34 protein-coding genes are annotated in these 26,507 nt (G+C 47.8%); 8 read left to right on the forward strand and 26 right to left on the reverse strand.

The genetic code is table 11. The features are described from left to right. Positions 1–8: 8 nt before the first annotated feature. Genes AC5SLM_RS04585 through bcp form a run of 3 tightly spaced genes read right to left on the reverse strand, consistent with a single transcriptional unit; the run spans position 9 to position 2,088 of the window. A complete protein-coding gene (locus tag AC5SLM_RS04585; RefSeq protein WP_495249757.1) occupies positions 9–626 on the reverse strand; it encodes a LysE family translocator in 618 nt (205 codons plus the stop codon). Next, positions 623–1,624 (reverse strand): asparaginase, encoded by a 1,002-nt coding sequence (locus AC5SLM_RS04590; RefSeq protein ID WP_495249758.1) that lies wholly within the window; start codon positions 1,622–1,624, stop codon positions 623–625. Before AC5SLM_RS04590 ends, AC5SLM_RS04585 begins: the two co-directional genes overlap by 4 nt. Beyond that, positions 1,621–2,088 carry a thioredoxin-dependent thiol peroxidase gene (bcp, locus tag AC5SLM_RS04595; RefSeq protein ID WP_495249759.1) on the reverse strand — a complete coding sequence of 156 codons (468 nt, stop codon included), beginning with the start codon at positions 2,086–2,088 and terminating at the stop codon, positions 1,621–1,623. Before bcp ends, AC5SLM_RS04590 begins: the two co-directional genes overlap by 4 nt. 147 nt (positions 2,089–2,235) lie before the next feature. On the opposite strand from bcp, the gene AC5SLM_RS04600 reads away from it, so the two are divergent. Genes AC5SLM_RS04600 through AC5SLM_RS04620 form a run of 5 tightly spaced genes read left to right on the forward strand, consistent with a single transcriptional unit; the run spans position 2,236 to position 5,999 of the window. Next, the gene (locus AC5SLM_RS04600) at positions 2,236–3,150 is read left to right on the forward strand and encodes a branched-chain amino acid transaminase (RefSeq protein WP_495249760.1); all 915 of its coding nucleotides are present in this window, start codon (positions 2,236–2,238) and stop codon (positions 3,148–3,150) included. Positions 3,151–3,164: 14 nt separating this feature from the next. Continuing rightward, positions 3,165–4,256, forward strand: coding sequence for a prohibitin family protein (locus AC5SLM_RS04605; protein WP_495249761.1), 1,092 nt, complete (start codon positions 3,165–3,167; stop codon positions 4,254–4,256). A 3-nt stretch (positions 4,257–4,259) separates the two neighbouring features. Next, complete coding sequence (gene hisIE / locus AC5SLM_RS04610) at positions 4,260–4,949, forward strand: bifunctional phosphoribosyl-AMP cyclohydrolase/phosphoribosyl-ATP diphosphatase HisIE (RefSeq protein ID WP_495249762.1); 690 nt, start codon at positions 4,260–4,262, stop codon at positions 4,947–4,949. Further along, positions 4,936–5,463 carry a DUF2393 family protein gene (locus AC5SLM_RS04615; RefSeq protein ID WP_495249763.1) on the forward strand — a complete coding sequence of 176 codons (528 nt, stop codon included), beginning with the start codon at positions 4,936–4,938 and terminating at the stop codon, positions 5,461–5,463. Before hisIE ends, AC5SLM_RS04615 begins: the two co-directional genes overlap by 14 nt. Then, the gene (locus AC5SLM_RS04620) at positions 5,463–5,999 is read left to right on the forward strand and encodes a DUF2393 family protein (RefSeq protein WP_495249764.1); all 537 of its coding nucleotides are present in this window, start codon (positions 5,463–5,465) and stop codon (positions 5,997–5,999) included. The genes AC5SLM_RS04615 and AC5SLM_RS04620 overlap by 1 nt, the downstream gene beginning before the upstream one ends. Before the next feature lie 12 nt (positions 6,000–6,011). Here the strand turns inward: AC5SLM_RS04620 and mnmL are convergent, their stop codons facing one another. From mnmL to AC5SLM_RS04700, 16 genes are all read right to left on the reverse strand, one after another. Further along, positions 6,012–6,950, reverse strand: a complete 939-nt coding sequence (gene mnmL / locus AC5SLM_RS04625) for a tRNA modification radical SAM protein MnmL/YtqA (RefSeq protein ID WP_495249951.1) — start codon at positions 6,948–6,950, stop codon at positions 6,012–6,014. A 31-nt stretch (positions 6,951–6,981) separates the two neighbouring features. Beyond that, positions 6,982–8,319 (reverse strand): amidophosphoribosyltransferase, encoded by a 1,338-nt coding sequence (purF, locus tag AC5SLM_RS04630; protein ID WP_495249765.1) that lies wholly within the window; start codon positions 8,317–8,319, stop codon positions 6,982–6,984. Between the two features lie 11 nt (positions 8,320–8,330). Then, a complete protein-coding gene (gene dapB, locus AC5SLM_RS04635; protein ID WP_495249766.1) occupies positions 8,331–9,101 on the reverse strand; it encodes a 4-hydroxy-tetrahydrodipicolinate reductase in 771 nt (256 codons plus the stop codon). Then, positions 9,101–10,045: a thioredoxin-disulfide reductase gene (trxB, locus tag AC5SLM_RS04640; protein WP_495249767.1), complete on the reverse strand. Its 945-nt coding sequence runs from the start codon at positions 10,043–10,045 to the stop codon at positions 9,101–9,103. Before trxB ends, dapB begins: the two co-directional genes overlap by 1 nt. A 9-nt stretch (positions 10,046–10,054) precedes the next feature. After that, on the reverse strand, positions 10,055–10,438 hold the full coding sequence (locus AC5SLM_RS04645; protein ID WP_495249768.1) for a hypothetical protein: 384 nt from the start codon (positions 10,436–10,438) through the stop codon (positions 10,055–10,057). Between the two features lie 68 nt (positions 10,439–10,506). Further along, positions 10,507–10,821 carry a thioredoxin gene (trxA, locus tag AC5SLM_RS04650; protein ID WP_205458532.1) on the reverse strand — a complete coding sequence of 105 codons (315 nt, stop codon included), beginning with the start codon at positions 10,819–10,821 and terminating at the stop codon, positions 10,507–10,509. 87 nt (positions 10,822–10,908) lie between these two features. Then, a complete protein-coding gene (locus AC5SLM_RS04655) occupies positions 10,909–11,229 on the reverse strand; it encodes a YraN family protein (protein ID WP_495249769.1) in 321 nt (106 codons plus the stop codon). 3 nt (positions 11,230–11,232) lie between these two features. Then, positions 11,233–12,501: a homoserine dehydrogenase gene (locus AC5SLM_RS04660; RefSeq protein WP_495249952.1), complete on the reverse strand. Its 1,269-nt coding sequence runs from the start codon at positions 12,499–12,501 to the stop codon at positions 11,233–11,235. Positions 12,502–12,507: 6 nt separating this feature from the next. After that, positions 12,508–13,725: an LL-diaminopimelate aminotransferase gene (locus AC5SLM_RS04665; RefSeq protein WP_495249770.1), complete on the reverse strand. Its 1,218-nt coding sequence runs from the start codon at positions 13,723–13,725 to the stop codon at positions 12,508–12,510. A gap of 4 nt (positions 13,726–13,729) precedes the next feature. Further along, on the reverse strand, positions 13,730–14,545 hold the full coding sequence (locus AC5SLM_RS04670) for a hypothetical protein (RefSeq protein WP_495249771.1): 816 nt from the start codon (positions 14,543–14,545) through the stop codon (positions 13,730–13,732). Next, positions 14,539–15,429 (reverse strand): hypothetical protein, encoded by an 891-nt coding sequence (locus tag AC5SLM_RS04675; RefSeq protein ID WP_495249772.1) that lies wholly within the window; start codon positions 15,427–15,429, stop codon positions 14,539–14,541. Before AC5SLM_RS04675 ends, AC5SLM_RS04670 begins: the two co-directional genes overlap by 7 nt. Beyond that, a complete protein-coding gene (gene rlmB / locus AC5SLM_RS04680) occupies positions 15,422–16,105 on the reverse strand; it encodes a 23S rRNA (guanosine(2251)-2'-O)-methyltransferase RlmB (protein WP_495249953.1) in 684 nt (227 codons plus the stop codon). Before rlmB ends, AC5SLM_RS04675 begins: the two co-directional genes overlap by 8 nt. Positions 16,106–16,152: 47 nt before the next feature. After that, a complete protein-coding gene (gene rsmI / locus AC5SLM_RS04685) occupies positions 16,153–16,968 on the reverse strand; it encodes a 16S rRNA (cytidine(1402)-2'-O)-methyltransferase (protein WP_495249773.1) in 816 nt (271 codons plus the stop codon). A gap of 18 nt (positions 16,969–16,986) precedes the next feature. Beyond that, positions 16,987–17,187, reverse strand: coding sequence for a 50S ribosomal protein L31 (rpmE, locus tag AC5SLM_RS04690; protein WP_495249774.1), 201 nt, complete (start codon positions 17,185–17,187; stop codon positions 16,987–16,989). A 251-nt stretch (positions 17,188–17,438) separates the two neighbouring features. After that, entirely contained in the window at positions 17,439–18,104 is a 666-nt protein-coding gene (locus tag AC5SLM_RS04695) for a 16S rRNA (uracil(1498)-N(3))-methyltransferase (RefSeq protein ID WP_495249775.1), read from the reverse strand. Positions 18,105–18,112: 8 nt separating this feature from the next. Then, positions 18,113–18,517, reverse strand: coding sequence for a hypothetical protein (locus AC5SLM_RS04700; protein ID WP_495249776.1), 405 nt, complete (start codon positions 18,515–18,517; stop codon positions 18,113–18,115). A gap of 82 nt (positions 18,518–18,599) precedes the next feature. On the opposite strand from AC5SLM_RS04700, the gene AC5SLM_RS04705 reads away from it, so the two are divergent. Further along, positions 18,600–19,709 carry a molybdopterin-binding protein gene (locus tag AC5SLM_RS04705; protein ID WP_495249777.1) on the forward strand — a complete coding sequence of 370 codons (1,110 nt, stop codon included), beginning with the start codon at positions 18,600–18,602 and terminating at the stop codon, positions 19,707–19,709. Here the strand turns inward: AC5SLM_RS04705 and AC5SLM_RS04710 are convergent. From AC5SLM_RS04710 to moaA, 3 genes are all read right to left on the reverse strand, one after another. Continuing rightward, positions 19,706–20,254 carry a queuosine precursor transporter gene (locus AC5SLM_RS04710; RefSeq protein WP_495249778.1) on the reverse strand — a complete coding sequence of 183 codons (549 nt, stop codon included), beginning with the start codon at positions 20,252–20,254 and terminating at the stop codon, positions 19,706–19,708. The genes AC5SLM_RS04705 and AC5SLM_RS04710 overlap by 4 nt on opposite strands. Before the next feature lie 2 nt (positions 20,255–20,256). Beyond that, positions 20,257–20,643: a preQ(1) synthase gene (queF, locus tag AC5SLM_RS04715; protein ID WP_495249779.1), complete on the reverse strand. Its 387-nt coding sequence runs from the start codon at positions 20,641–20,643 to the stop codon at positions 20,257–20,259. A gap of 180 nt (positions 20,644–20,823) precedes the next feature. Next, complete coding sequence (moaA, locus tag AC5SLM_RS04720; RefSeq protein ID WP_495249780.1) at positions 20,824–21,792, reverse strand: GTP 3',8-cyclase MoaA; 969 nt, start codon at positions 21,790–21,792, stop codon at positions 20,824–20,826. Between the two features lie 156 nt (positions 21,793–21,948). Between moaA and AC5SLM_RS04725 the strand changes: the two genes are divergently transcribed. Beyond that, entirely contained in the window at positions 21,949–22,461 is a 513-nt protein-coding gene (locus AC5SLM_RS04725; RefSeq protein ID WP_495249781.1) for a PAS domain-containing protein, read from the forward strand. Continuing rightward, positions 22,427–23,857: a methyl-accepting chemotaxis protein gene (locus AC5SLM_RS04730; protein WP_495249782.1), complete on the forward strand. Its 1,431-nt coding sequence runs from the start codon at positions 22,427–22,429 to the stop codon at positions 23,855–23,857. Before AC5SLM_RS04725 ends, AC5SLM_RS04730 begins: the two co-directional genes overlap by 35 nt. On the opposite strand, the gene AC5SLM_RS04735 is transcribed toward AC5SLM_RS04730, so the two are convergent. Genes AC5SLM_RS04735 through mqnP form a run of 4 tightly spaced genes read right to left on the reverse strand, consistent with a single transcriptional unit; the run spans position 23,854 to position 26,452 of the window. Continuing rightward, the gene (locus AC5SLM_RS04735; protein WP_495249783.1) at positions 23,854–24,561 is read right to left on the reverse strand and encodes a uracil-DNA glycosylase family protein; all 708 of its coding nucleotides are present in this window, start codon (positions 24,559–24,561) and stop codon (positions 23,854–23,856) included. The genes AC5SLM_RS04730 and AC5SLM_RS04735 overlap by 4 nt on opposite strands. Next, positions 24,558–25,067: a DUF6115 domain-containing protein gene (locus tag AC5SLM_RS04740; RefSeq protein WP_495249784.1), complete on the reverse strand. Its 510-nt coding sequence runs from the start codon at positions 25,065–25,067 to the stop codon at positions 24,558–24,560. Before AC5SLM_RS04740 ends, AC5SLM_RS04735 begins: the two co-directional genes overlap by 4 nt. Next, positions 25,054–25,575, reverse strand: a complete 522-nt coding sequence (locus AC5SLM_RS04745) for a hypothetical protein (protein ID WP_495249785.1) — start codon at positions 25,573–25,575, stop codon at positions 25,054–25,056. Before AC5SLM_RS04745 ends, AC5SLM_RS04740 begins: the two co-directional genes overlap by 14 nt. 1 nt (position 25,576) lies before the next feature. Continuing rightward, positions 25,577–26,452 carry a menaquinone biosynthesis prenyltransferase MqnP gene (gene mqnP, locus AC5SLM_RS04750; RefSeq protein ID WP_495249786.1) on the reverse strand — a complete coding sequence of 292 codons (876 nt, stop codon included), beginning with the start codon at positions 26,450–26,452 and terminating at the stop codon, positions 25,577–25,579. Positions 26,453–26,507 lie beyond the last annotated feature (55 nt).

Consider the following 26,507-nt stretch of genomic DNA (forward strand, 5'->3'; position numbering starts at 1 on the left):
CAGTTCATTTATGGGGTGGTTAACACCTTAATACCCAAGACACCAAGCGCCACACCAGCCACACGGTCTATGGCTGTTTTGAGTCTCACATACGCTTGTTGTGCCTTTGGGCGCGAAAAAAGCAACACCACGGTTGTGTACCATCCCACGTCGGTCACAAACCCCATAAGGGCTAAGAGCCACGGGGTGAGCGGGGGGATTTCTCGAGGTAAAAACGCCACAACAACGCTTCCAATAACAATGGCTGTTTTGGGATTGCTCAGCTGCACTGCCAGCCCGTACCCCACGTAGCCCAACCAGTGTTTTTCCTTGGCACGCTTGGCGGTGCTCAAAGGCGTTTTGGCGTGCTTGATAATCATCACCGCCAAATAGCACAGGTAAAGGCCGCCCGCGATTTTTAGCACCGTATACAACACCGGCACGGTTTCTAAAATAGCGTACAATCCAAAGGCCGCCAAGAGAAAAAAACACGCCGCGCCCAGTCCCATGCCAAGGGCCACGGCCAACCCTGCTTCTTTAGATTCTCCCAGTGCGGTCTTGGCCACGATGACAAAACTGGGCCCTGGACTCATGGCACCCAAGAGATTGACTGCTGCGAGGGGCAATAAAAACGCGTATTCGCTCACGGGTGTTTTGTTAATACAAAATCATACGCCACGCGCCCCACCACTTCGCCGCGATGGTTGGTGCGTTTGGGCGAATGAAAGCTCTCAAGAGCATCAAAGCCAACTTGAGACAACACCCCAAGTTGGTGCAACACGTGGATAATCAACCCTTCGCAAATAGCCACATTGCCATCTTCCACTTTACATGTAATGCCCCAACCCTTGCTAGGCACTCCTGCCATATAGTACCCATCTGCGCCTAATTTCACAAAGGCCTCCCCTTTGGCTTCTTCCATGAGGCGGGTGCACACCCGTCCCGAACCTGCCACCATGAAAGGATTTGCCATCATCGCTTTGGCAATGCGCTTAAGGTACGCTGCCCGCTTGGGCTCCAAAGCACTGGGGTCTGCCATCCGCGCAGTAGCCAACGCAAAAGAGCGCAACGGAAGGGCATGTACAGGCACCCCGCACCCATCTGTCGCTAAGCCAATGTGCTCTTTTGGCATGCCACTAAGCTGTGAGAGGACGTCCAAAATACGCTCTTGGTGCGGATGGGAAGGCTCCAAATAGGTCGTAATGTCTTCGCCCAACCACTGCGTGGTAATGAGCATACCCGTGTGTTTTCCCGAGCAATTAGAATAGGCGTTAGTAAGCACGGCGGGTTGGGTTTTGGCAACAGCAGGAGCCAAAGAAGGATGGGTACCACACTGCAACGCCCCTTCCCCTAAGCCCGCTTTTTCCAAAATCTCCACGACACGCTTTACATGTAAGGGTTCCCCATTGTGAGAAGCACACAACAAAGCCAGTGCTTCATCGCTCAACCCGCACCCCTCAACCGCGCCACTCTCGCACGCCACGAGGGCTTGAAAGGGTTTGGCGGAGGAGCGCACAAAGGTAAAGCGCTCAGGGTCGCCTAAGCTGTAGAGCAACTTGCCGTTTTTATCCACCACGGCTATGTGGGCTTGGTGGGTTAAATCGAGCCATTTTCCGCGGTACACGCGCGCGACGGTATTGCTCATGCTTGCAACTTTGCCAAAGTTTCGCGCACCGCTTTGGCGTGGTCTTTGACTTTGACATTCTCCCACACGTGGGCAATCTTGCCTTTAGGGTCGATGATAAAGGTGGTCCGCACGATGCCCATGTACTCTTTGCCACACATTTTTTTCATCTGCCATACGCCGTATTCTTGGGCCATTTGTGTGCTCTCATCGGACAACAACGTGATGGCAAGATCTTTTTTCTCAATAAAACTGCGGTGTTTTTTGGGGCTATCAGGGCTCACGCCAAGCACTACTGCATCAAGGGCGTCAAATTCAGGAAGGGCGGCGGTAAAATCGCACGCTTCGGTGGTGCATCCAGGCGTGTTGTCTTTGGGGTAGAAGTAAAGCACAATCCATCTTCCTTTAATGTCACGCAAACACACTTCAGCTTCGTCTTGGTTGGGCAGGCAAAATTCTGGGGCTAAATCTCCACATTTTGGCATAAGGTCTCCTTAAAATTTTTGTGTATTATAGCACTTCCCGCTTTTTACATGTAAGGGCCTAAAAAGGAGATTAAACCTCCTTTTAAAGATTTCTTAGTTAGACTATGTGTCCTTTATATCCCTTTATTTTCAAGCAAAGGCAAAACGATGAATAAAGCAGAATTTATTTGGATGGATGGCACATTTGTTCCTTGGGATGAGGCCAATGTTCACATCTTAACCCACACCCTTCACTACGGAAATGGTGTTTTTGAAGGCACGCGCGCCTACCAAACCGAAAAAGGCTTGGCCATCTTTAAATTGCGCGAACACACCAAGCGGCTGCTCAACTCCGCCAAAATTACGATGATTACCCCTAATTTTGACCTTGAAACCCTAGAGCAAGCCCAGATCGAACTTTTGCGTAAAAATCACTTTAAAAGCAATGTTTACTTACGTCCCCTTATCTTTTTGGGCTATGGCATCATGGGCTTGTACCATGTCAGCGCGCCTGTGCGCACGGCGATTGCCGCGTGGGAATGGGGCACGTATTTGGGCGAAGAAGGGCTAGAAAAAGGCATCCGTGTCAAGATTTCTTCCTTTGTGCGCAATCCTGCCAAATCCACCATGGGCAAGGCCAAAGCGGTGGCCAATTACCTCAACTCTCAAATGGCCAAATTTGAAGCCAAAGACGCGGGGTACGATGAAGCGCTACTCTTAGATGATGATGGTTTTATCGCTGAGGGAAGCGGGGAGTGCTTTTTCATCGTTCGCAATGGCGTCCTCATCTCTCCACCCAATGACAACTCACTAGAAAGCATCACCCAAGGCATGGTACTTGAACTCGCCCGCGCCAAAGGCATTCCAATTGAGCGCCGTCGGGTCACGCGCGACGAGGTCTATATGGCCGATGAAGCCTTTTTTACAGGCACAGCCGCTGAAGTCACGCCAATTCGCAACGTCGATGGTCGCGTCATCGGTGATGGCGCACGTGGCACCATGACCAAGGAGCTTCAAGAAGCCTATTTCGATGTCGTATACGGGCGAAACCCCGCGTATGAGCATCTTCTTACGTATATTTAACCCAAAGGATACACATGCCAGCAGATCTGAACGACTATTTTAAAAAACGCAACAACGCCAACAATGGTGGCGGAGGAAGCGGCGGGGGCGGGGGTCCAAGTTTTAACTTTGAACCACCTACCTTTTTCAAAGATTTTGGAAAAAAAGCAGGCTTTTTTTACGTCCTTTTGGCACTCATCGTCATCACCGTTATCGCCAAGCCTTTTGTGATTATCAACTCTGGCGAAGTGGGCATCAAAGCCACCGCGGGTAAATTTGACCCTATTCCAATGCAGCCAGGGTTTCACTTGTTTGTGCCTTTTATTCAACAAGTCATTGTTGTCGACACAAAAGCGCGCATCATTAACTACGCTTCCCAAGAAGACGTAGGTGAAACACTTTTGAGAGGCTCAGGGATCTCACGAAAAGCGTCTATCTCCATTTTGGATGCTAGGGGTCTTCCTGTTTCTATCGACATCACCGTTCAGTACCGACTAAACCCTGCCAATGCGCCACAAACCATCGCTGCTTGGGGTCTTTCATGGGAAGATAAAATCATCAACCCTGTTGCTCGTGAAGTGGTACGCTCGGTTGCCGGTAAATACGCGGCGGAAGAGCTTCCTATGAACCGTAACGAAATCGCCACACAAATTGAAGAGGGGATTCGTATTCGTATGGAAAGCCAACCCAATATGCCAGCAGAATTACTCTCTGTGCAATTGCGTGAGATTATCCTTCCTATTAAAATTAAAGAGCAAATTGAGCGGGTCCAAGTGGCACGTCAAGAAGTGGAACGTACCCGCTACGAAGTGGAACGCGCCAACCAAGAAGCCCTTAAACGTGCGGCTCTAGCCGAAGGTATGGCACAAGCGCGCATCATCGAATCACGCGGTGAAGCCGACGCCATTAAAATCGAAGCCGATGCTAATGCGTATGCCAACATGGAAATTGCCAAAAGCTTAACACCACGCCTTTTAGAGCTTCGCCAAATCGAAGTACAGGGCAAGTTTAACGACGCCTTGCGTGAAAACACCGACGCAAAACTCTTCCTCACTCCTGGTGGTGCTGTGCCTAATATTTGGATTGACAGCAAAGACACCAAAAAAACCACAAGCGTTTCCCAATAACCCATGGAAACGTCTTTCGTAGTGGACTGGAAGAAGGTTGAGGGCCTTCTTCCCGTGGTCGTTCAAGACACGCTCTCCAAAGAAGTCCTTATGCTCGCCTACATGAACGAAGAAGCGTACACCCTTACATGTAAGAGCGGGTATGCACACTATTATTCGCGCACCAAACAACGGTTGTGGAAAAAAGGCGAGAGCAGCGGCCATGTGCAAAAAATAAACGCCATCTTTTTAGACTGCGATAACGACACCTTGCTTTTACATGTAACCCAAACAGGCGTTGCGTGCCACACTGGACGGCCTTCGTGCTTTTTTAACCGCGTAGATACCGGCGAAGTTCTCGGACATGCCCACGCAGACACAGTGGCCATGTACGGCGTTGTTGACCACCTTTACCACGTTATCAATGAACGTAAACTTGCCGATCCTGAAACCTCTTATGTGGCTAAACTTTACGCCAAAGGCGAAAACACCCTGCTTAAAAAAGTGGCCGAAGAAGCGGCGGAGTTTTGTTTTGCCATCAAAGACAACAACACCCAAGAAGCTATTTATGAAGCAGCAGACTTGCTTTTTCACGCCCTTGTGGCCCTTGGGCACCGCGATATCCACCCCGATAGAGTCAAACAAGAACTGGCACGCCGCTTTGGACTAAGTGGCATTGAAGAGAAAAACGCACGGGGCCATGGAAACACCTAAACACCCTCTACTTATCTATATCAGCCATTTCCAAATGGCTGATTACATCGCCTTTGCGTGGCTTGTATTGCTTTTTTTCTTGTTTATTTTTCTGGCTATTCTTTTGGCAAAAAAACGCCCAATGGGTGCTATTGTGATTGTATTGCTTGATTTGATGTTGCTTTTTGGGGCACCCTTTGCCATAAAACACTACCTAGATGCCGCCTTGCGTGGCTCTTCTGTTGAACTCTTAGTGGTCAAACAACTTCTTTTTACAGACACGCTCTTGCTCCAAGGAACCCTTCACAATACCGCCACAAAAGACTTTGCATGGTGCCGTGTAACCTTGCAAATACTCCCTAAAAAAAAGGGTTCGGTGTTGGATTATGTGTCCATGCTTAAGCCCCTGTACCAAGAGTCGATATTCATTCAAGTCCCACCCGCCCGTGGTGAGATAGTGCATTTTGAAACAGCGGTTGAGCCTTTTAGGCTAGAGGATACCATGGAAGTCATGGCAAAGGCGGAGTGCTACTAATGGGATACTTTACTATTTTACACATCTTAGTGTTGCTCTTTCTCTTGGTGCTCTTTGTCCTGCTTACAGTGTTGGCACGCCGAGAAAAACGGCCCAAGATTTTTTGGTCCATTATTTTTTCAAACATTCTTGTGACCCTTGTGCTCATGGTCTTTGCCATGCTCGTGCTTGATAAATACACCAAAAGCGCGGTCATCGAAAACCTCACCCAAAAAAGAATCCTTATCTCAGAGCACATCACTTTTTCGGGTCAAATACGCAATGTGGGAAATTTTACCATTGGGAAGTGTTTTTTTGAAGTAAAGCTTGTCAACAACCCATTAAGCGCAGGGGGACTAAGTGGAACGCAGGTCTTTAAACCTACCAGAGGGTTCTCCTTTGGGTCTAACCAAGAAGAGCGCAGCTCTACGGTTGTCCAGACCTTTCTTATCGCCTCAGATTTACGGCCAAATGAACTTCGAAATTTTAGTGTCTCCATGGCTTATCCAAGCCATTTTCAACGCACCACTACCTTTCAAAAACTCCACTGCCGCTAGGGTCTAAAAAGCCTAATAGTACAACCCTGCTTTTTCCAAAGCCAATCGAATCTGTTTGCGCTGCTCTTTTAAATTGCCACACCATGCAGGGGCAATGAGCGTGTCATCGTCCACACCCGCCGTAATGCGCTGTACCACCACATTTTCTGGCAACATCTGCAATGTCTTTACTAACGTATCAAGGTAAACTTCTTCGTCCATGGGGGTGAATTTTCCCTTGGCATACTCCGCCGCAAGGGCCGTGCGTTTTGTCACATAAAGGGGGTGAATTTTGATGGCGTCTATGCCAAGCTCAACCGTTTTTTGTACACTCTCTAGCATCATTTTAGGGGTTTCATCGGGAAGCCCAAAGATGACGTGAGCACAAACTTTCAACCCACACGCTTTGCTTTTTTGAATCCACGTCGCCGCGTTGGCAAAATCATGGCCGCGGTTAATGCGCTTTAAGGTTGCATCATGGCACGATTGGACGCCAAATTCCACCCACACTTCATGGGTTTTTGCCAACGCGGCGAGGTAAGCCAAGGTCTCTTCTGTTAAAGCATCCGTGCGTGTCCCCACGCTAATCCCCACCACCCCTTCAAAACTCAAGGCTTTTTCGTACAAGGCTTTGAGGGTTTCAAAGGGTGCGTAGGTGTTGGTAAAAGATTGGAAATAGATGAGGAACTTTTTGGCTTTAAATTTATGTACCAATTTAGATTTGGTTTCAATCACCTGAGCTTCAAGTTGGAGTAGTTGCTCGTTTAAAAGAGGGTTTTCACTGGTCAGGTTAAGGCGAAAACGTTTGGGTTGCACGACACCACTAAGGTTGGGGCTAAAAGATTCATTTTCACAATAAATACACCCACCCTTAGCCACGGTGCCATCGATATTTGGACAGGTAAATCCCATGAGCGATACAGGCACTTTATACACGCTTGTCCCAAAGGTTTTACGAAAATACCGCCCCATGGTGAGCACCTCTTTTAAAGAGGTGCTTGGGTTATTGGATGAAGTAATCGCCGTCAAAACTCACCAACGAATAACGTCGATCGTCTCCGATGCTTTTCACTAACGCATCAATGGAAAGAAACGAGAGCGAATCCGCACCCACGTATTCACACACTTCCTCTACGGTGTGGTTTGCACTAATAAGCTCTTCGTAGCTAGGAGTATCAATCCCGTAACGGCAGGGGTGCTTAATAGGCGGTGCAGCGATCTTCAAGTGCACCTCTTTAGCACCCGCGCTTTTTAAAAGCCGTACGATTTGTTTACATGTAGTACCCCGCACGATACTATCATCAATCACCACCACGCTTTTTCCCTCTAAAACCGAGCGCATGGGGGAAAGCTTGAGTTTGACTTTTAAATCCCGCATTTTTTGAGTAGGTTCGATGAACGTACGGCCCACATAGTGGTTGCGCACAATCGCCATCTCAAAAGGCACGCCACTCTCTTTGGCATACCCAAGGGCTGCTGCAACGCCGCTGTCTGGTACAGGAATGACCAAATCCGCCTGCGTGGGGGATTCTTTTGCTAGGGCAATACCCATGCGCTGGCGCGCTTGGTAAACATTTTTACCTTCGATTGTACTATCAGGTCTAGCAAAATAGATAAATTCAAAGGCGCAAATGCGAGGGTCGGGTTCAAAGAGTTGAATGCTTTTGGGTGCTTTTTTTCCTTCTTCAAAAATCAACATTTCGCCCGGACGCACATCCCTTACAAATTCCGCGCCTACTAAATCAAAAGCGCAGGTTTCACTCGCCACGATAAACCCACCATCGGCAAGCTTCCCTAAGGCCAAAGGGCGCACCCCATAAGGGTCACGAATGGCAAACATCTTATGGCGTGATTGAATCAATAATGAATACGCCCCTTTAATGGCTCCCAGTGCCTCCACAATACGGTCTTGCAACCGTTCTTCTTGGCTACGGGCAATGAGGTGAATAATGTTTTCTGTGTCCATAGAGGATTGGAAAATCGCCCCTTCTTCAATCAACCTACTGCGCACTTCGTTTTTGTTGACCAAATTTCCATTGTGCACAATCGAAATTTGACCAAGCTGATAACTAGCTGCCACTGGTTGGGCATCCAAAACCGATGCACTGCCTGCTGTTGAATACCGGTTGTGCCCAACAGCCATGTGCCCTTGAAGAAGTTTAAAGGCTTCCTCGTCAAACACTTCTGTCACTAGCCCTCGCCGTTTCACGGTTTTAATACACGTCCCGTTGCTCGCACTAATCCCGGTGGCTTCTTGGCCCCGGTGTTGCATTGCAAAAAGTGCATAATAGGCGACTTTGGCCGCTTCTTTTGAATCAAATATCCCAACAACTGCGCACATTTTGCTATCCTTTAGTTGAGTCCGAGACAATCACTGATGTGATACAACCCGTTCTCTTGCGTCGCAATCCATTTTGCCGCGCGAATCGCGCCCTTGGCAAAGGTGTTGCGACTGGTGGCGGTGTGGTTCATCTCGATAAATTCACCGTCATTGTAAAACCCTACCGTATGCCGCCCAACGATGTCTCCACCGCGAAGTGCCATGATGGCAATCTCATCTTTAGTGCGCTCCCCAATCATGCCATTGCGCCCGCTAATACGCACTTCATTCAAGTCTAGTCCGCGACCGCGTGCCGCGTACTCACCCAAGGTCATCGCCGTACCACTGGGTGCGTCTTTTTTATAACGGTGGTGCTGTTCTACGATTTCAATATCAAATTCGCGCAAACTTTGAGAAGCCAGCTCCACCAAACGGTTCATCACTGCCACGCCCAAAGACATATTGGTCGAATACAAAATAGGCATTTGTGTCGCTGCTTCTTTGAGCAAATTTTGCTGATGTTCGCTCAACCCTGTTGTTCCAATCACAAGAGGGCGGGGCGATTTTATCACGGCTTCAAGCAAGGCTTCGGTGCCAACAGGCAGGGTAAAATCAATGATAACATCACTATGCTCGCACAACAAAGCGAGTGTATCTGTGACTATAGCCTCAGAAGGCGGCGTAAAAGAAAAGGCTTCAATGGCATGCAACACCGCGGCATTTGCCTCCAAGTCTTCTTCCAAATTTTCAATAATCATCCGACCCATGCGGCCTGTGGAGCCGTGGATTCCAATCTTTAGCATTATTTACTCTCCCAATGTTCAAGGTATCCCATGGCACTCAGTGCAGCTGTTGCCCCATCGCCCGCGGCGCACACCACTTGTTTGGGTGCTTCGATGCGAATGTCTCCTGCGGCAAACAATCCCGGGGTACTTGTTTTCATCGACAAATCAACTACCACTTCCCCTGCTTGGCTAAGTTCGCACAGCATCGCGCCATCTTCTTGGCGTAAAATGCCATTGTTGACATTCATGCCAACAAAGGTGAAAATGCCAGGTACCTTCAGGTCACGCTCATTGCCTGTTTTATCCACCACAATCACCCCATCAACACCCATAGGGCCGCCGTAAACTTTTTTGACACTCGCGTTTAAGACCAATTCAATATTGGCAGTTTTTTTCACTTTTTCAACCGTTACAGGCGAGGCACGAAAGGTATCTCTGCGGTGAATAAGGTAGATTTTACTCGAGGTTTTTGCTAAATGCAGGGCCTCTTCTAAGGCCGTATCGCCTCCGCCTAGCACAGCCACTTCCTTGCCTTTGTAAAAAAAGCCATCGCACGTGGCGCAGGTGCTAACACCCTTGCCAAAAAAAGCGTCCTCTCCTTCAAAACCCGCACGCTTTGGCGTACTTCCCGTGCACACGATGACACTTTTTGCCTGCACGGTTTTTCCACCTGCTAAGGCAAGTTCAAAGGTATTGTTAGCCTGTTTGCTCACGCGCAACACTTCTTGCATCTCATGTTTTAGCCCAAAGCGCATGGCTTGTTCGGTCCACGGTTCCATGAATTCCATGCCCGTGAGCACTTCAGGAGAACCTGGATAGTTTTCAATCTCACTGCTTTGGGTGATCTGGCCGCCTGGCATCCCTTTTTCAAACATCACAACATCGGCCAATCCACCCCGGGTGGCGTACAAACCCGCCGTTAATCCTGCGGGGCCTCCCCCGACAATCGCTAAATCCAACATATCTTCTCCTTAACGCATCGTCCGCATCGGACTGTTTTGTTTATAAAGCGTGCCTTGCTCTTTTGTGAGATCAAAGGCTGTAGGAATTTCATAAATTCCAAACCGTTGTACAAAGGGCAAAAGGGTATTCATCCCTGCACTCACATACTGCATCCCTTCGCGGGACGCTTCTCTTTTTTGGTACAAATCCACCACGAGCACGGGGTGTTTTGTCTTCATTTTTGGCAACAACATATCCACATCATCCATGTTTGAACTTAAAACAAGCACGGTATAGTTATCGGAAGTGGGTTGAAATAGTTCCGATTTTTGGTAAAAAATCCATTCGCTAAAATCAATGAATTTGTACTCAGAAAACCGGTAGTTGTAGTATGCAAACGCACTTGCAATCATCAATGCGCCGAAAAAAGAAGCAAAAAGGTAATTAAGGGAGAAGGGACTTCTCCCTCTAACATTTCTCATTAGAGCAATGAATTAAGCTTATCCGCCAAAACTTGTTTTGATGAAGCGCCGACCATTTGGTCTACCATCTCGCCGTCTTTAAAAAAGAGAATGGTGGGGATAGAGCGAATGCCAAACTGAATGGCAATGTCTTGCTCTTCGTCTGTGTTCACTTTGCAGATTTTTGCTTTTCCCTCAAACTCTTCTGCCAACTCTTCAATCACAGGAGCAATCATGCGACACGGTCCACACCAAGGGGCCCAAAAGTCAACTAACGCAACACCTTCTTTAGAAATATCAAAATTTGATGCGTTTAAATCAATGTATTTTCCCATTTTCTCTCCTTAGGTATTCAATAGGAGGCATTATACCGCCTCTAAGTTTAAAGAAACCATAGCGATGGGCATTACTCCTTTACCCCTTTAGTAGCTTATGTTTTCAAGCCATTCAAGACCATTTTTTGTCACAATTATTGCGTCAATTTGGTAGTTACATGTAAAGGCATGTTTGTACAAAAAGTAGTCGATTGTCTTTTGAATTTTTTGCATTTTTGCAGGAGTGATGCGCTCAAGGGCATCTTCGTGTTTGGTACTTTTGACTTCAATAAAATGAAGGGTTTTCGTGCTTTTGGCGACGATATCTATCTCACCAAAACGGGAATGAAAATTCGTCGCAATAATGGTTAAGCCTTGGTCAAGGAGAAAGGCACGCGCCTTTGCTTCTCCTTCTTGCCCAAGGCCCACGGCCTATTCCTCAATCCGAATCATATGGGGAATATCCGACACAAAATCCAAGGTTGAAATGGCCGCAATCGCTTTTTTTGCATTCGATTCTTTACATGTATGGGTGGCAAACAACAAGGTAACGTCTTTGCGACTTGAAACATCAGGTTTTTGCAAAAAGCTGTCAATGGAAATATCGCATTCGCCCAAGATGGTAGCAATCTTGGCAAGCACCCCTTTTTCATCCCTTACATGTAAGCGCAAATAATACTTGGTTTCAATCTCTTCTTTTGGCATCAAGGTCAAATGTACCTCTTCAAGAGGCTGTTTGAAGCCAAGCATCGGCGACCCCTGAGCGTCTCTGGCAATGTCAATCAAATCAGAAATCACCGCACTCGCTGTGGCATTTCCCCCCGCACCTGGGCCATAATACATGGTCTCGCCCACGGCATCGCCCACAACGCTAATGCCGTTCATCACGCCATCCACTTTGGCAATCATCTTTTCGCTAGGAACCAAGGCAGGGTGCACGCGCAATTCCACCTGAGTGCCACGACGTTTGGCAATGCCAAGGAGTTTAATGGTGTAATCAAACTCTTTAGCAAAATAAATATCCTCTTGGCTAATGTTTTCAATCCCTTCGATTAAAATATCCTCAGGGTCCCCGTGTACGCCATAGGCAATACTTGCAAGGATGAGCAGTTTGTGTGCCGCGTCAAAGCCACCCACATCAAACGTTGGGTCTGCTTCGGCGTACCCAAGGGCTTGGGCCTCTTTAAGTACGGTCTCAAAACTGACTTTTTCGTGCATCATTTTAGTCAAAATGTAATTGCTCGTGCCGTTCATAATGCCTTGAATGGATTCAATGTGGTTAGCACTCAGTCCTTCGCGCAAGGCTTTAATGATGGGAATTCCCCCTGCCACGCTAGCCTCAAACCCAATAGCCACACCGCCTGCCACTGCTTGCAAGTCGTAACGGTGGTATGCCAAAAGGGCCTTATTGGCCGTAACAACAGGTTTACCTTTAGCTAAGATGCGCTTCACAATACCGTGGGTTTGCGTAACCCCACCCATGAGCTCCACATAAATATCAATATCCTCACGCGCCAACACAGCTTCTAAGTCATCGGTGAGTGGCAATGGCGCATTGCGGGGTTTGTTGATGTCTTTCACCACCCCAATCACCGGCACAATCTCTTTGCCGCTGCGGGCTTTAATGATATTTTTGTTTTTCAGTAAAATAGTTGCAACGGCGGTGCCAACCGTGCCAACGCCTAAGATAGCTACCTTAATCATTCCCTACTTTCCTTCCTGCAACTCTTTGAGGTATTTTTTGACATTGCGTGCCGCTTGGCGGATACGGTTTTCGTTTTCAATGAGGGCAATACGCACATACCCGTCCCCTTGTTCGCCAAATCCAATCCCAGGACTCACTGCGACTTTGGCGCGCGTTAGCAATTGTTTTGAAAACTCCATGCTCCCCAAATGCTGCGCACATTCTGGCAATTTTGCCCAAATAAACATGGTAGATTTTGGCTTTGCCATCACCCATCCTGCGTTGGCGAAGCTCTCTAGCAACACATCCCGTCGCTTTTCGTACACCCCTTTAATCTCTTCCACGCACTCTTGGGGACCATCAAGGGCGATGGTTGCAGCCACTTGAATGGGCGTAAACATCCCATAATCAAACCACGATTTAATTTTTTTAAGAGCGGTGATAAGCTTGGCATTGCCCACCACAAAGCCCACGCGCCACCCTGCCATGTTGTAGCTTTTTGAGAGTGTGTAGTTCTCAACTGCCACATCCTTAGCCCCTTCCACTTCAAAAATCGAAGGTGTTTTGTAGCCATCAAAGGTCAACTCTGCGTAAGCGATGTCGCTGATAATATAAAAACGTTCTTTTTTAGCCATGGCCACCAAACGCTCGTAAAAACTCTTTTCCACTGTCACTGTCGTGGGATTATGGGGAAAGTTCACCACCACAAATTTAGGCTTAGGAATGGAGTCATGAAAGGTTTTTTGGAGCTTTTCAAAAAAGGCATTTTCGTCTAACTCAAAGGCGTCATTAAACTCAAGCCCCATTTTGTGCACATTCCCCCCTGCAATAATAAAAGCTTGGGTATGGATGGGATAAGCAGGTTCTGGCACCACGGCCACGTCGCCGGGGTTGATGATGGCATGCACCAAATGCACAAACCCTTCCTTACTTCCAAGGGCTACGACCGCTTCGGTGTCAGGGTCAAGCATGACATTGTATTTGCGTTTGTACCAATTACAAATGGCCAAGCGCAGCTTGAAAATGCCTTGACTGGCCGAATACCCGTGGGTTTTATCTTTTTGGGCAGACTCTACCAACTTGTCAATAATGTGTTGGGGCGTTCTTCCATCAGGATTGCCCATAGAAAAGTCGATGATATCTTCGCCTGCGCGTCTGGCGGCAAGTTTGATCGCATTTACTTCAGCAAATACATAATTGGGAAGGCGCTCAATGGTGTTAAACCTAATTTCATCAAACATGTGTTCATCTCCTCTCAAGGTAAAGGCTCAAGCCTCGCTTTATGTTGTCTAACGTATAACGGTCTTCAATGCGCGCATACACGGCATTTTCAGGGACACTCAGGCGTAATTGCGCTCGTGAATTTTCCTCTTGCACTTCTTCAATAAGCTGCAAGGTTTTATCAAAAAAAGCAATTCTTGGAAACCAACGGTCCGCTGCGTGTGCACGCAAGGTCATGCGGTCCGCCTCTGAAACATTCACCCAGTAAGGGTTAATGGGGTTTCCAAGGGGCACCGTTACCATCAAAGGATGAGGCTCCACTTTTGCCCTTGCCTCTTTGAGGTCAATCTCATAGCGCCATTGGCCTTGGGTATCTTTTGCGATAGCTTGAATACTTCCTCCACGCACCTCAATCTGGCGTGAGAGCAACACGGGGTCCACCACATGCTGGGTGTTCATCACAATCACCCACACAACACCTTCGCTGTTTTTTTCCATTTTTTGCGTGAGGTAAAAGGTGTAGCCCATGGCTTGCAACGACTCGTTGACAATGCGTATAAACAGCAAAGGGTTTTCTTTGGCATGAAAAGAAAGCTCCACTAAACGCGCTTCTGGGTAAATAAGCCGCAATAAGCCATTCTCTTTTAAGGTTTTCAAAATCTCTAGGGTATTGGGCGTCTGGGCGTTCATATAGCGCCCTTCGTTGGCAAACAAAATCCGCACCAAGTTACGCTGCGACTGGTAAGAAGCCTCTCCCATAAACTGGATAATAGTCTTTTCTAAAGAAGAAGCATGAAGCATGCTAGCAAAGCATACTATGGCGAAAAGTTTTGTTACCAAGCAGCGCCTTTATTGAGGGTTACAAATTCTTGATAACTGATTTCTCGAAGAACATTATCTTTGATGTGAAACCGTTTAGGAAGTTGTGAGGTGTACGCATGACGCTCCTCCCCTTCCACTAAAGTAAAGTTTCCATGTCCGGTGGTAATAATTTGCTCTCTGGAAAAATCTAGCGTTATCGCGTTGGAGGTTAAGTGGGAGGCACGCTTCATGGTGTCAAGGTACACGATGCCCACCCAAATATTAACATTGGGCACGATTGTGCCCTCTTGTACATGTACGGTAGTTGCTGGGTCTTCTTGGGTCAAAACTTCTTGAACAACAGCCTCTGTTGCTTCTGGAGCCTCAACGGCAGGCACCTCTAAAGAAGGGGGTGTTTCTGCGGAAGGGGAAGCGTCTTGTTCTATTGCCCCCACCTCTTCCATAGGGGCTTGTTGTACAAGTGCCAAGGATTCTTTTGCTTCTTCTATCACAGGGGCCACCGTAAAGGCAATGGGCGCTTCTTGTTCTTTGTCGCGTTCAAGATAAACACGGGCCTTTTCCCACGCATCAAAGTACCACAACGCCACGGCCACCAACGCCACAAAAAACAACACAAACCGCAAGGGTTTAAGGGGGCTATTGGGCGTGTTAATCATAAACACGGGGTCTTTGGAGTCGTCTTGGTCTTTGGTGCTTTTCCAGTATTCTTCAAACTCTTCTTGCCATTGGGTAAGGTCCAAGTGAAATTCTCGGCTTACAATTTTCAAAAAACCTAAGGTGTTGATACGTCCAAGCTTGTCAAATTGTTTATCCACCATGTACTGAAGGGTTTTCACTTCAATGTGTGTTTTTCTGGAAACTTCTTGCAAGCCTATTTCTTCGAGTGTTTTCATATCACGCATTGGCTATCCTATCACACAGCACTGCCGCAGCAGCACTTACGTTGAGAGAGTCAAAGGCTCTCGCCATGGGTATGGCCACTTTATGGTGGCATCGACGCAACGCTTTTTCAGGTATCCCTTCGCCCTCACTTCCAAGTATCAACACTTTTTTTTCGGCAAGCACAACACTTCGGATATCCTCACCGCTAGCGTCTGCCCCGTAGAGGGTAAAACCGCTTTGCACCAGTTCATTCATTACGCCCAAACCATCACTCCCGTGGGCGATAGGCATTTCAAACGCCGCGCCACTGCTTGTGCGAAGCACGCCTTCAAGGTTTAAGTGCTTGATATTGGCAACAATCACGCCATCAGCACCAAAAGCATAGGCACTGCGGCAAATCGCGCCGATGTTCCCCATGTCTGTTAGACCATACAGCAACACTAAAAACTTTCCTTGTTTGAGGGTTTCTAAAGGAGTGGGTTCCAAGGGCGTAATTTCCGCCAAAAACCCTTGATGGTTTCCTCCTTTTGCCAGTGCTTGCGCATGCTTGGCATCTAGCCTAACAATGGGAAGTTTTAGGGCCGCAATGCGTGAAAATTGCTTTTTATCGCACTCCTTGGCCAAGTAAATGGTACGCAACATTGCTGGGGCGTTGTCGAGGAGGTGAAAAAAGAGTTGTTTGCCATAGATTATCATGGGGAAGAGTGTAGCCAAATTCCCTTAAATATTGACTTATGGGCAGCTTACGCTTGCAATATTGCGTACCATTCCTTGACACTTTGTCCCGTCATTTTGGCTAAGAGTTTTGCTTTTTCTTTAGGGGGGAGGGAGAGAGTGATGATATCTTCGACAAGCAAAGGAGAGCTGGAGACTTGCGCGGGGGCAGCGTGAATAACCAATGCCCACTCCCCTTTTAAGTTAGCCTCTTGCATGCACGCCTTTACATGTAAGACGGTACCGCTAAAGCTTTTTTCGTGTTTTTTAGTGGCTTCTTTGATGGCAAAAAGGGCGCGTTGAGGGGCTTTTTGGGCCAATTCGTCCATGAGCAGTTCAATGCGATGGGGCGATTCGTAAAGAATCACATTAAGCGGGTGCGCCAACAAAGCTTCTAGGGCTAATTCGCGCGCTCTTCCTTTGTGGGGCAAAAATCCAAAAAAACTAAATGCTGTCTCCTCAAAGCCGCTTGCCGCGTACGCAAGCAAGGCCGCATTTGCACCAGGAACCACTTCGTAGGCAATCCCTTTTTCTTGGCAAAAACGCACCAAGGCGGCACCTGGGTCACTAATGCCAGGCATTCCCGCATCGCTTACGTACACACAGGGTTGTTCAAAAAGCGTGACATCAAGGGTTTTTAAGAGTGCTGTTTCATTGTGGGAATGCAAAGAGATGAATGTTTTAGGAGCACTCTCAAGGCCATAGCGTTCGTTTAAAAGCATCAAAAGGCGTTTGGTAATGCGGGTGTCTTCACAAAAGAGGGTGGTGGCGCAGGCAAGGAGCCGAAGGCTCCTGTGCGAAATGTCTTCTAAATTTCCTATCGGTGTAGGAATAAAATATAACACGGAGTGTTACAACTGTACTTACTGAAGGTTATATTTTCGTTTAAACTTCTCAACCCGTCCCGCAGCATCGACAATCTTTTCACTACCTGTAAAAAACGGGTGGCAAGCGTTGCAAATATCGATTCGCATTTCTGGTTTGTTGGAGTTTGTCACAAAACTATTTCCACATGCACATGAAACCGTGCACTCTACGTATTCTGGATGAATCTCTTTCTTCATCGGTGATTCCTTCGTTCTATTCAAAATCAAATGCGGCAGGCTTTTGGGAGTCCACTGCTATCTAAGGGTATTAGGGAAGTGGAAGTATAACAGAAAGTTCAGCCTTTTTCAAGGTTTTTTTTAGCTCTTTTTTGCAAGAAGCCAAAGCGCCAAAGGTCGCGGGCTCTGCGCGCAACGGTGCCTAGGGTTAGCATGGCTTCAAAAGCCCATCAAGAGTTCCCCTAAAACGCGAAAAGAAAGGGGTGGCGTTTTTAGGTCAAAATCTTCGACGCCATGGCCACCACCGCGCTTTCGCTTCGTAAAATATACGGGCTCTCTAGCCCCACCACGGTGCGCTTTTCAAATAAAGCGCGCTCTTTAGGGCTAAAACCGCCCTCGCAGCCTACTAAAAAAGCACTGGGTTTTTGACTTCCTAGACGCTCAGGTGAAAAATCAACCACCACTCCATGGGGATTGGCCTCTAGCCACGCGGCCACACTGGGCGACTCTTCAAATACAAGCAAGTCACTGCGTCCACACTGTTGGCAAGAGCCAATGAGCAAACGCTCTAAGCGGGAAAAATCCATCTTAACATTGCCTTGGGCGTAGTCGCTTTTGACAAATACGATTTTACTTACACCCATTTCATTGAGCATGGGCAAGGCTTTTTCAACGGTTTTTTGCTCTACCATCGCCCATCCAACACGCAAAGGATGCAAAGAAGGCAACGCAAGAGGCGTGGTGGCTCTAAGCAAGGCACGGGCTTTGTTGCGGGAAATGCTTTCAAGTTGGTACACGTATTGTGTTGGCTCTTGCAAATTCCTTACATGTAAGGAATCTCCCCCGCGTAAACGGCGGGATTTGACAAGGTGTGCAAACACATCCCCCTCAAGCAAAAGCACCTCTTGACCTGCGCGCGCATCGTATACAAACTGCATAGCTCCTCCTAGGCAAGCACAAACAACAACGCCAACATCAGCGCGTCAAGGGCGTATTTCTTTTTTGCAAACCCTACAAAGTGTGCTTGCGTTTCTTGCGTATGTTGAAATTTTGTTTTTTTAAACAAACTGTAGGTTTTGATACTTCCCCCAAGCATCACCACCCACACCACAAGCATTATCCCAACCCAATGGGTGAGATGAAAATGCATCACTGCAAGGGCAATAAGTCCTGTAAAAAAGAGGCCGCTAAGCAAAAGGTAATACGCGGGAATAAGCATATGAATCTTTTTGCCAAGGCGCTGGGCGTCTTTGATTCCCACTAAAAGCCCAAGATGCAACAACGCCACGCTCCCCGTTCCAAAAACAAAAAAGAGGTGCAGCATAACGCTCATGCGTAATAATTCATCCATGGCTTTTCCTTGGTCTGTTTTGAAGTCGCTATAATACCAAAAATTAAAACACCCATTTGTAAACAATCTTTTAGGAGCAGGTGTGAAATTAAGCCTTAGTGACGCCATAACACAAATCTCTTCCCACATCATCCCCTTAAAAACCGTAGAAACGGTCCCTCTCATGAAAGCCTTTGGGCGCATCAGTGCGGTTCCTGTTCTTGCGCGCTTTAGTGTTCCCCCTTTTCCGATTTCCTTGCGGGATGGAAAAGTGGTTCCCTTAAGCGCTTTGCCCCTTACTTCCCTTGAGGGCCTTGCCTCCATCTCCACAGGAGGGCGTGTCCCTGAAAACACCGCGTGCATTGTGGAAAATGAAACCCTTCACGCGTGCGACCCTTCACAGGTCGTTCCTGATAGCAGTTTTATCAAAGCCCAAGGGGAAGACATCGTAGCGGGAGAATGTTTGGTGCATAAGGGGCAAAAAATAGGCCCTTTCGACATCACTAACCTTGCTAGCCAAGGGATGCACACCCTGCGTGTCATCAAAGAAGCGCGCATCGCTTATGTGGGGATTGGGGATGAACTTATCGACGTGCAAGAATCCCCTAAAGCTGGCCACATTTACAACTCCAACGCCTACACTATGGCCGCACGCGGTGAAATGATGGGCGCACGCACGGCCACCATCACCCACACCAGCGACACTCCTGAGGCCATTTTAGCAACCCTAGCCTCCTTGCAAAATGCTGATGCTATCATTACAAGTGGGGGAATGAGTGCGCAAGACGCCATGCATTCTTTACTAGGTTCCAGTCCTCTTCGCACCCTCTTTAAAGGGGTTGCCATGGCACCTGCAGGTTTGACGGCATTGAGTTTTTTAGGAACGGTTCCCGTGGTGCACCTTCCAGGACTTCCCATGTCTTCGTTGCTTGGGTTTGAGGTGATTGGCGCAGCACTGATTCGCCAACTTTATGGGATGGACGAGACGCAAGGCCTCATCAACACCTTCACCGCTAGCCCCATTAAAGCCCATCCCTATTCTCAAAGTATCGTGCCGGGCTTTTTTGATGGCAGTGCGTTTCACCCCAAGCACATCGCCGCGGGAATGATTAATGTACTAAACCGGTGCAATGGGTTTATCCTAACCGACACAAACCGTCCCCTCAAAAGCGGGGAGGCGGTCACGTTTCGGTCTTTTTTGGCGTGGAATTAAAGGTGTTTGCGTAAGGCTTTGTTTTGCAATCTGATGGCAAAGAGGTAGAAAAAAGGTGTATCTAAAAGGGCTAAGATGACCTTAACCAGATAATCCCCGATGATGAGTTTCACAAGCATGGAAAGGGGCATCGTGCCGCCAAAGGCAAGGGTGAAAAACAAGGCCGTGTCAAAGAGTTGAGAGGTGAGGGTACTGGCATTGTTACGTAGCCACCACAGCTTTTCATACTTGCGTTTGAGCGCATGGAAAATAACTACATCCAACTGTTGAATCACAAAAAAGGTGACGATGGAGGCAAAGGCGATTCTTCCATCGGCCACTAACAAGGTAGGCACGATGGCAAGCACCACCCCAACACGCACCACTTTCAGGGTTTCTTCTTTGCTGTAGCGTTCGGAGAGAATGTCAGACATCAAAAAGGTAAAAGGGTACAGCAATGCCCCATAGGTAATCCACGTGTTAATGGGAAACTGCACCGTGTAGTTAGCTAGGGCGATGAGCAGGGCAAAAACCGCCCCGTACATGTACGTCTGTTTTGCACTCATCTCTAGCCTTTTGACACAACCAAAGAGTCAATCTCAATGACCGTATGTACATTACCACGCGGGTTAAAATCGGCCACCACTTTGAGCCATTTTGGCGCAAGCTTGGCCATCAACACGTCATAGATTTCATTGGCGCTGTCTTCGTGGCTAATGGAGCGGGTCATAAAACTGTTGATGTAAAGCTTGATGGCTTTGAGCTCCACCACCAACGCATCAGGAGTGTATTCAAGCTTAATGGTTGCAAAATCAGGGTACCCACTGCGCGGACACAAGCAACAAAATTCTGGCAAGGTGATGTGAATCACATAGTTTTTTTGGTGCTTGTTAGGCCACACTTCCAAATCGTTTTCCACGTCAAAAGTGGTGATAATTTTCTCTCCGTATTTCACGTCTTTCCTTTTTTTATAATGCGTGTTTCAGGCTCTTCTTTTTTTCACATAAACACCACACAAACACCCAAAGCACCAAAGGTGCGCGAGCCTTCCGCTGAGGAAAACACAGCGTTAGCGTAGCTTTTAGAGCGTTGCTCTAAGGGCGTATCAAAATGAAAAAGCGCGCATTATAGCACACTAGCCGCCGGTTTGGTAAAAGGCGCGGTCACTGCTTTGGTTTTCGTTGTCTTCGCTCCAACGGTTTTTTTCAGGCTTGTTGGCAAGCACCGTGCGCAGCACTTCCGCCGCTCCTGCCACGTCGCCTTTGCGTACAGAATCTTTAATGCTCATCGCTTCATCAAAATACAAACAGGGGATGAGCATTCCCTCGGCTGTTAAGCGGATGCGGTTACAGGTTTCGCAAAAATCGTGCTTGTGCGGGTCGATGATGCCAAACACGTACCCGTCTTCCAAGCGGTAGAGTTGCGCAGGACTAGAACCTTGACGTCCCAAATCTTCAAAGGCGTATTTGGCGCCAATGATGGCTTTAATCTCTTCAGATTTAAGCCCTTTAAGATTAGGGTTGGCGTGGTGGTTTTCCATGTACTCGATAAACCGAATGGGCATGTTGCGCGCTTTAGCGTAGTCCATAATATCAAGCAATTCTGCGTCGTTGATACCCTTCATAGGTACGGTATTAATCTTTACATGTAAGCCTGCCAAACGGGCCGCTTCAATGCCTCCAAGCACACGCCCAAGCACCTCTTTTTGGGCTACCTGCTTTGCCACTTCAGGCTTCAGTGAATCCAGTGAAATATTGACCCGTCGTAATCCCGCATCGTAGAGTTTTTGCGCCACATCGGCAAGTAAAAACCCGTTGGTCGTCAGGGCGATATCTAGACCGCTCTTGTAGGCATTAATCATGCCAATAAACCCATCTAACCCGTGGCGTAAAAGGGGCTCGCCCCCGGTGATGCGGATTTTCGTAATGCCCTCATCAACAGCAACCTTAATAAACAAAAACAGTTCTTCAAAACTGAGTAACTTTTCTTTAGGAACCCACGAAAAAGGCTTTTCGGGCATGCAATACTGACACCGAAAATTACAGCGTTCGGTGACTGAAACCCTAAGGTAGCTGACCTCTCTTCCATGACCATCAATTAACATAATAACCCTTTTTTTGTCTTTTTTAGAAGTTTATCGCAATTTTCGTGCATTATACCTGAGGTTTCTGCCCTTTTTCTTTAGCCAAAGCACCTTTTAATCGCCCTAAGGCTACAATATAGCGTTGTTTATTTTTTACGCCAAAGGAACCCTTTCGCCATGAAACGCCCTACTCCAACACGTGTGGAGAGACAGGTCAGAGACGATGCATTTTTAGTATCAAAGACCGACACCAAAGGTCGCATCACCTATTGTAATCTCCCCTTTATTGACATCGTTGGCGCCACCGAGCAAGAGTTGCTAGGCAAGCCTCACAATATCGTCCGACATCCTGATATGCCCCGCTGTATCTTCAAACTCTTGTGGCATAACATTAGCGCTAAAGAAGAGATTTTTGCCTATGTAAAAAACATGAGTTTTGACGGTTCCTTTTATTGGGTCTTTGCCAATGTCACTGCTTCATTAGACCGTAACGGAAGCATTGTTGGTTTTTATTCGGTGCGACGAAAACCCAACCCTAAAGCCTTGCAAGTCATCATTCCCCTCTACGAACAATTACTTGCCAAAGAAAAAAACGGTGGTATCGAAGCTGCAGAAGCTTACTTCAAACACCTCTTAGACGAAAAAGGAGTGAGTTATGACGCATTTGTTAACGCGCTTCAGCGATCCTAGGCTCCTTGGCGCTCTCGCCCTTTTTGTTGCCTTAACCTTTGGTTTTGCCACAGATGCCCTCTTGGGCGGCACCTTGCTAGCAGGGGCGATTATGGGAGGATTTTTTGGCTCTTCGCGCAAAATGGAAGTGGACGTAGAGATTTACGAAAAAACCCTTGCAGTGGTGCAAGAGGCGGCCAATGGCAACCTTGAACCACGCATTGTTGATATCGACCCTAAAAACCCTCTAGGGAAGGTGGCGTGGGCCATCAATGACTTGCTAGACCAAGTGGAAGCCCTGCAGCGCGAAGCCAACACCTCCGTCAAAGCAGCAAGCCAGGGAAAAACGTACCGCAACTTGTTCAACGAAGGATTTCGCGGACTTTTTGCCACCAACGCCAAAGGGTTTATCCAAGGGGTTGAGGGGATTAAGGCGGGCCAAAAAGGCAAGGCTCGTGGCGTACTTTCGGAAAAATTTAGCGAACTTGGCAATGGCAATGCGGGCATTAATGCTGTACAAGCGGACTTAACCTACAGCATCCAAGAAATGGCACGCATCACCGAAACCGCTTCAGACACGGCACGCAAATCCAATGAAAGCCTCGAAACGGTAAATGCCTTAGCAAGCGATGTTAAAGAACTCACCCAACTGATTGCGCGCACGGATGACGCCATCAAAAGCCTCAGCGAACGCACCTCAGAAATCTCCTCCGTGGTCAGTCTCATTAAAGACATCGCCGACCAAACCAACCTGCTTGCCCTCAACGCGGCCATTGAAGCGGCGCGCGCAGGTGAGCATGGACGTGGGTTTGCCGTCGTGGCTGATGAAGTGCGAAAATTAGCCGAACGCACCCAAAAAGCCACCCAAGAGATTTCTATCACCATCCAAACCTTACAACAAGAAACCAACGAAATCAACGCCAACTCCGACCGCATCAACGGCATTGCTGAAACTGCGGGGGAAAATGTGGTCAATTTCGAACAAACCCTCAACCAGTTCAACACCAACGCCAACCGCACGGCAACCATCTCTTATAGCATGGAAAACAAAACCTTTACTATCCTTGCCAAGCTAGACCACATCGTTTACAAAACCAATGCGTACAATTGCGTCATTAACGAACGTTGTGACAAAGAAGGAGTCGAGGCTGATGCGTGCACCTTTGGAAAATGGTACATCGGTGCAGGAAAAGAGCGTTTTGAAAGCACTAAAGCTTACGGGCTCATCAATGAACCTCACCAAGCAGTACACGCCCACACCAACCAAAACACGCGCGATGCCTCCAAAGGGTACACCATGGAAAACATGCACACCTTTGTGGAGCGCTTCAAGAAAACCGAGGAAGCGAGCAAACAACTCTTTAGCCTACTCGACCAAATGGTGGAAGAGAAAAAAGCAGAAAAGATACGCCTCTAGGCTTTGTTTAGCAAGTCCTTGGGGCCAAAATACGCCTGCACCTTTGCATCATGGATAAATCCAATGTTGTAAGGGTGTTGGGTTTTAACTAGCGTGTAGGCGTGGCATGAGGGCAAAAGCTTTTCAATGTCTTTAGCCAAATTTCCAAACAAAATCAACTCTTTGTTCTCCTGCGAAAGTCCCTCTAAAAGGACTTGCATAAAAGGCTTAAATGCTTTGACATGGTATGGGGTTTCTTCTTTACATGTAAAGACTAGCGCGGTGTTTAACAGCAAAATACCTGCGCGTTCAAAGTTTGCACGAAGTTCTTCCATAGACCCAATCAATCCCCTTTTATCTACCTTGGAAATAGCCTCTTGCGAGAGTGTCTCAGGAGCCAATAAGCCCTGAGAGAGGAGTTGCATCTTTAGAAAATTGCGCAAACTGGTGGCGCGGTTGACAGGTTTTGAAAACCCAGAAGGCGAAAACAACCCTTCCACTGCCCCATCAATAAAGGCATACCCAATAGCACTTTCACGCCTAGGGTAAGGGTCTTGGCCAAACAAAATCGCCCGCGTGTCTTGGCGCGACAAGGAGCTAAAGGCGGCCAAAAAATGGGTAGGGAAATAGCCCTCTTGGGCTTCTAAAAATCCACGGTACTGAGGGGAAAGTGCCATGTAAGCCTCTTCAAGGAGTGGCTTCCACGAAGGGTGCGCACGGGTCATTTGAGGTAATTCATTTTTAAAATAAACTGCACTTCACCCAGCCCCAAGCGTAACTCTTTAGCAATCTCGTGCTCTTTTTTCCCTTCTTTAAACATGGCAATCACTTGTTTTTCATTGGAAGTAGCCGAAGGCGCGGCAAAACGGTTGATGGTTTTGGTGCGCTCTTCTAGGGAGCTTAACCTGTCTTGTTGTTCTTCTTGAAAACTTTGCATAATGCCCTCAATCTCTCGCAAAGAGTTAAGCAATGGCATCACGTTGGTGTTTATCTCTTCTTGGACGCGCTTGCGAAAATACTCTTCAAAGCTCGCATTTTTTGCCTTCATCTCTTTTTCTTGCGCAAGCATATCGCGCCGCAATTGGTGATTTTGTTGCATCAGCTCTTCTACCATGCGCTCAAATTTGATAAATTTCTGGTTCGCCTCACTGTCTTTAAAATAGACCATCAAAAACATGAGCACCAACAACACCCCGATACCCGCGTATACTAAAAGATCAAAATCCATCACGTTCTGCCTTCATTTGTCGAATCATCACGCGTTCTCGCGCCATCACGTAAGCGTTCCAATCGCTCTCATCGTTCTCATGCAACCGCACCATCTTGGCCAAATCTGGCCTTTCGGCTTCAAAAAAAAGGGGAAATTCGCGCTTGGGAAACACGGGCATCAAAATCCTACCATAGTACCGTTTCCCCACCTCTAACACAGGAGATTCCATGTGAAAATACTCAAACCCAATCTGGTCAATCTCTGCCGTGTGCGCCAAGGGCAAATACGCAGGCTGTTCGTTGCGCACATACGCCCCAAGGGCGTCTATCTTACGGTGAAGTTCCACCATTAAGGTCAACAGTACCGGGTCGCTCTCGCTAGCCTCCCCGCGTGCCTTAGCGATCTTCAACCACTGCCCCACGGGGTCTTCATCGCTTAAGCTCATTTTTTCAAACTCTTTTACATGTAAGCTTTCATTTTCCACTGCCTCAAAGGCGATTTTCAATGGGGCATTTACAAGGCGCGCCATCCTAAGCTCCTAGTCTGTCCATCAATACAAAACAAAAAAACAACAGGCCAAGGTACCCGTTGAGGGTAAAAAACGCACGGTCAATTTTGCTAAAATCCCGCGCCACAATGCGGTGTTCTTGGACCAAAACGGCCGCGCATGCGATGACGCCAAGCCACCCAAGCACCCCAAGTCCCACCGCCCATGCAAACAGTGCCCAAAACAGCACCGCTAGGGCATGAAAAAGTTTGGAGATGAAAAAGGTTGCTTCTTTGCCAAAATGAGAAGGGATAGAGTGCAGTTTGTTTTGCCTGTCGTATTCCATGTCTTGGAGCGAATAAAGCAAGTCAAACCCTGCCACCCAAAAGACAACACCTAGAGAGAGTAACGCTGCCCACAAGGGGATATGCGCACTCACCGCCACTACTCCAGCAATGGGCGCAAGACCCAACGAAAGTCCTAAGACCAAGTGTGCCAAGGGGCTAAAGCGTTTAAACAGCGAGTACCCGCCAAGCACGCACAAAATGGGCACACTAAGGTAAAAGGCTAGCGGGTTAATCAACCACGCGCTCCCTATAAAAATAAGCCCATTGATGGCGATAAACAGTTGCATGTTGCGCGTGCCAATACGTCCGTCCACACTTGGACGCGTCGCCGTACGGGGGTTGGCTTTGTCGATGTCGCGATCCGCGTAACGGTTAAAGCCCATGGCAAAGTTGCGCGCACTCACGGCTGCTACTAGCCCAAAGAAGAGGAGCTTCCACCCAAACCACACCGACCCACGCTCCCCATGGCTCGCCACAACCATCGCCACAAAAATAAACGGGAGCGCAAACACCGAATGCTTGAACATAATAAGCTCGTTAATATCCTTAAGCACCCTGACAAAACGTTCCACGCCACTCCTTTTTGAAAAACAATATGCCTTGATTTTACCTGATTTCTCATTAGAG

It is taken from the genome of Sulfurospirillum sp. HTRB-L1, from assembly GCF_059415125.1.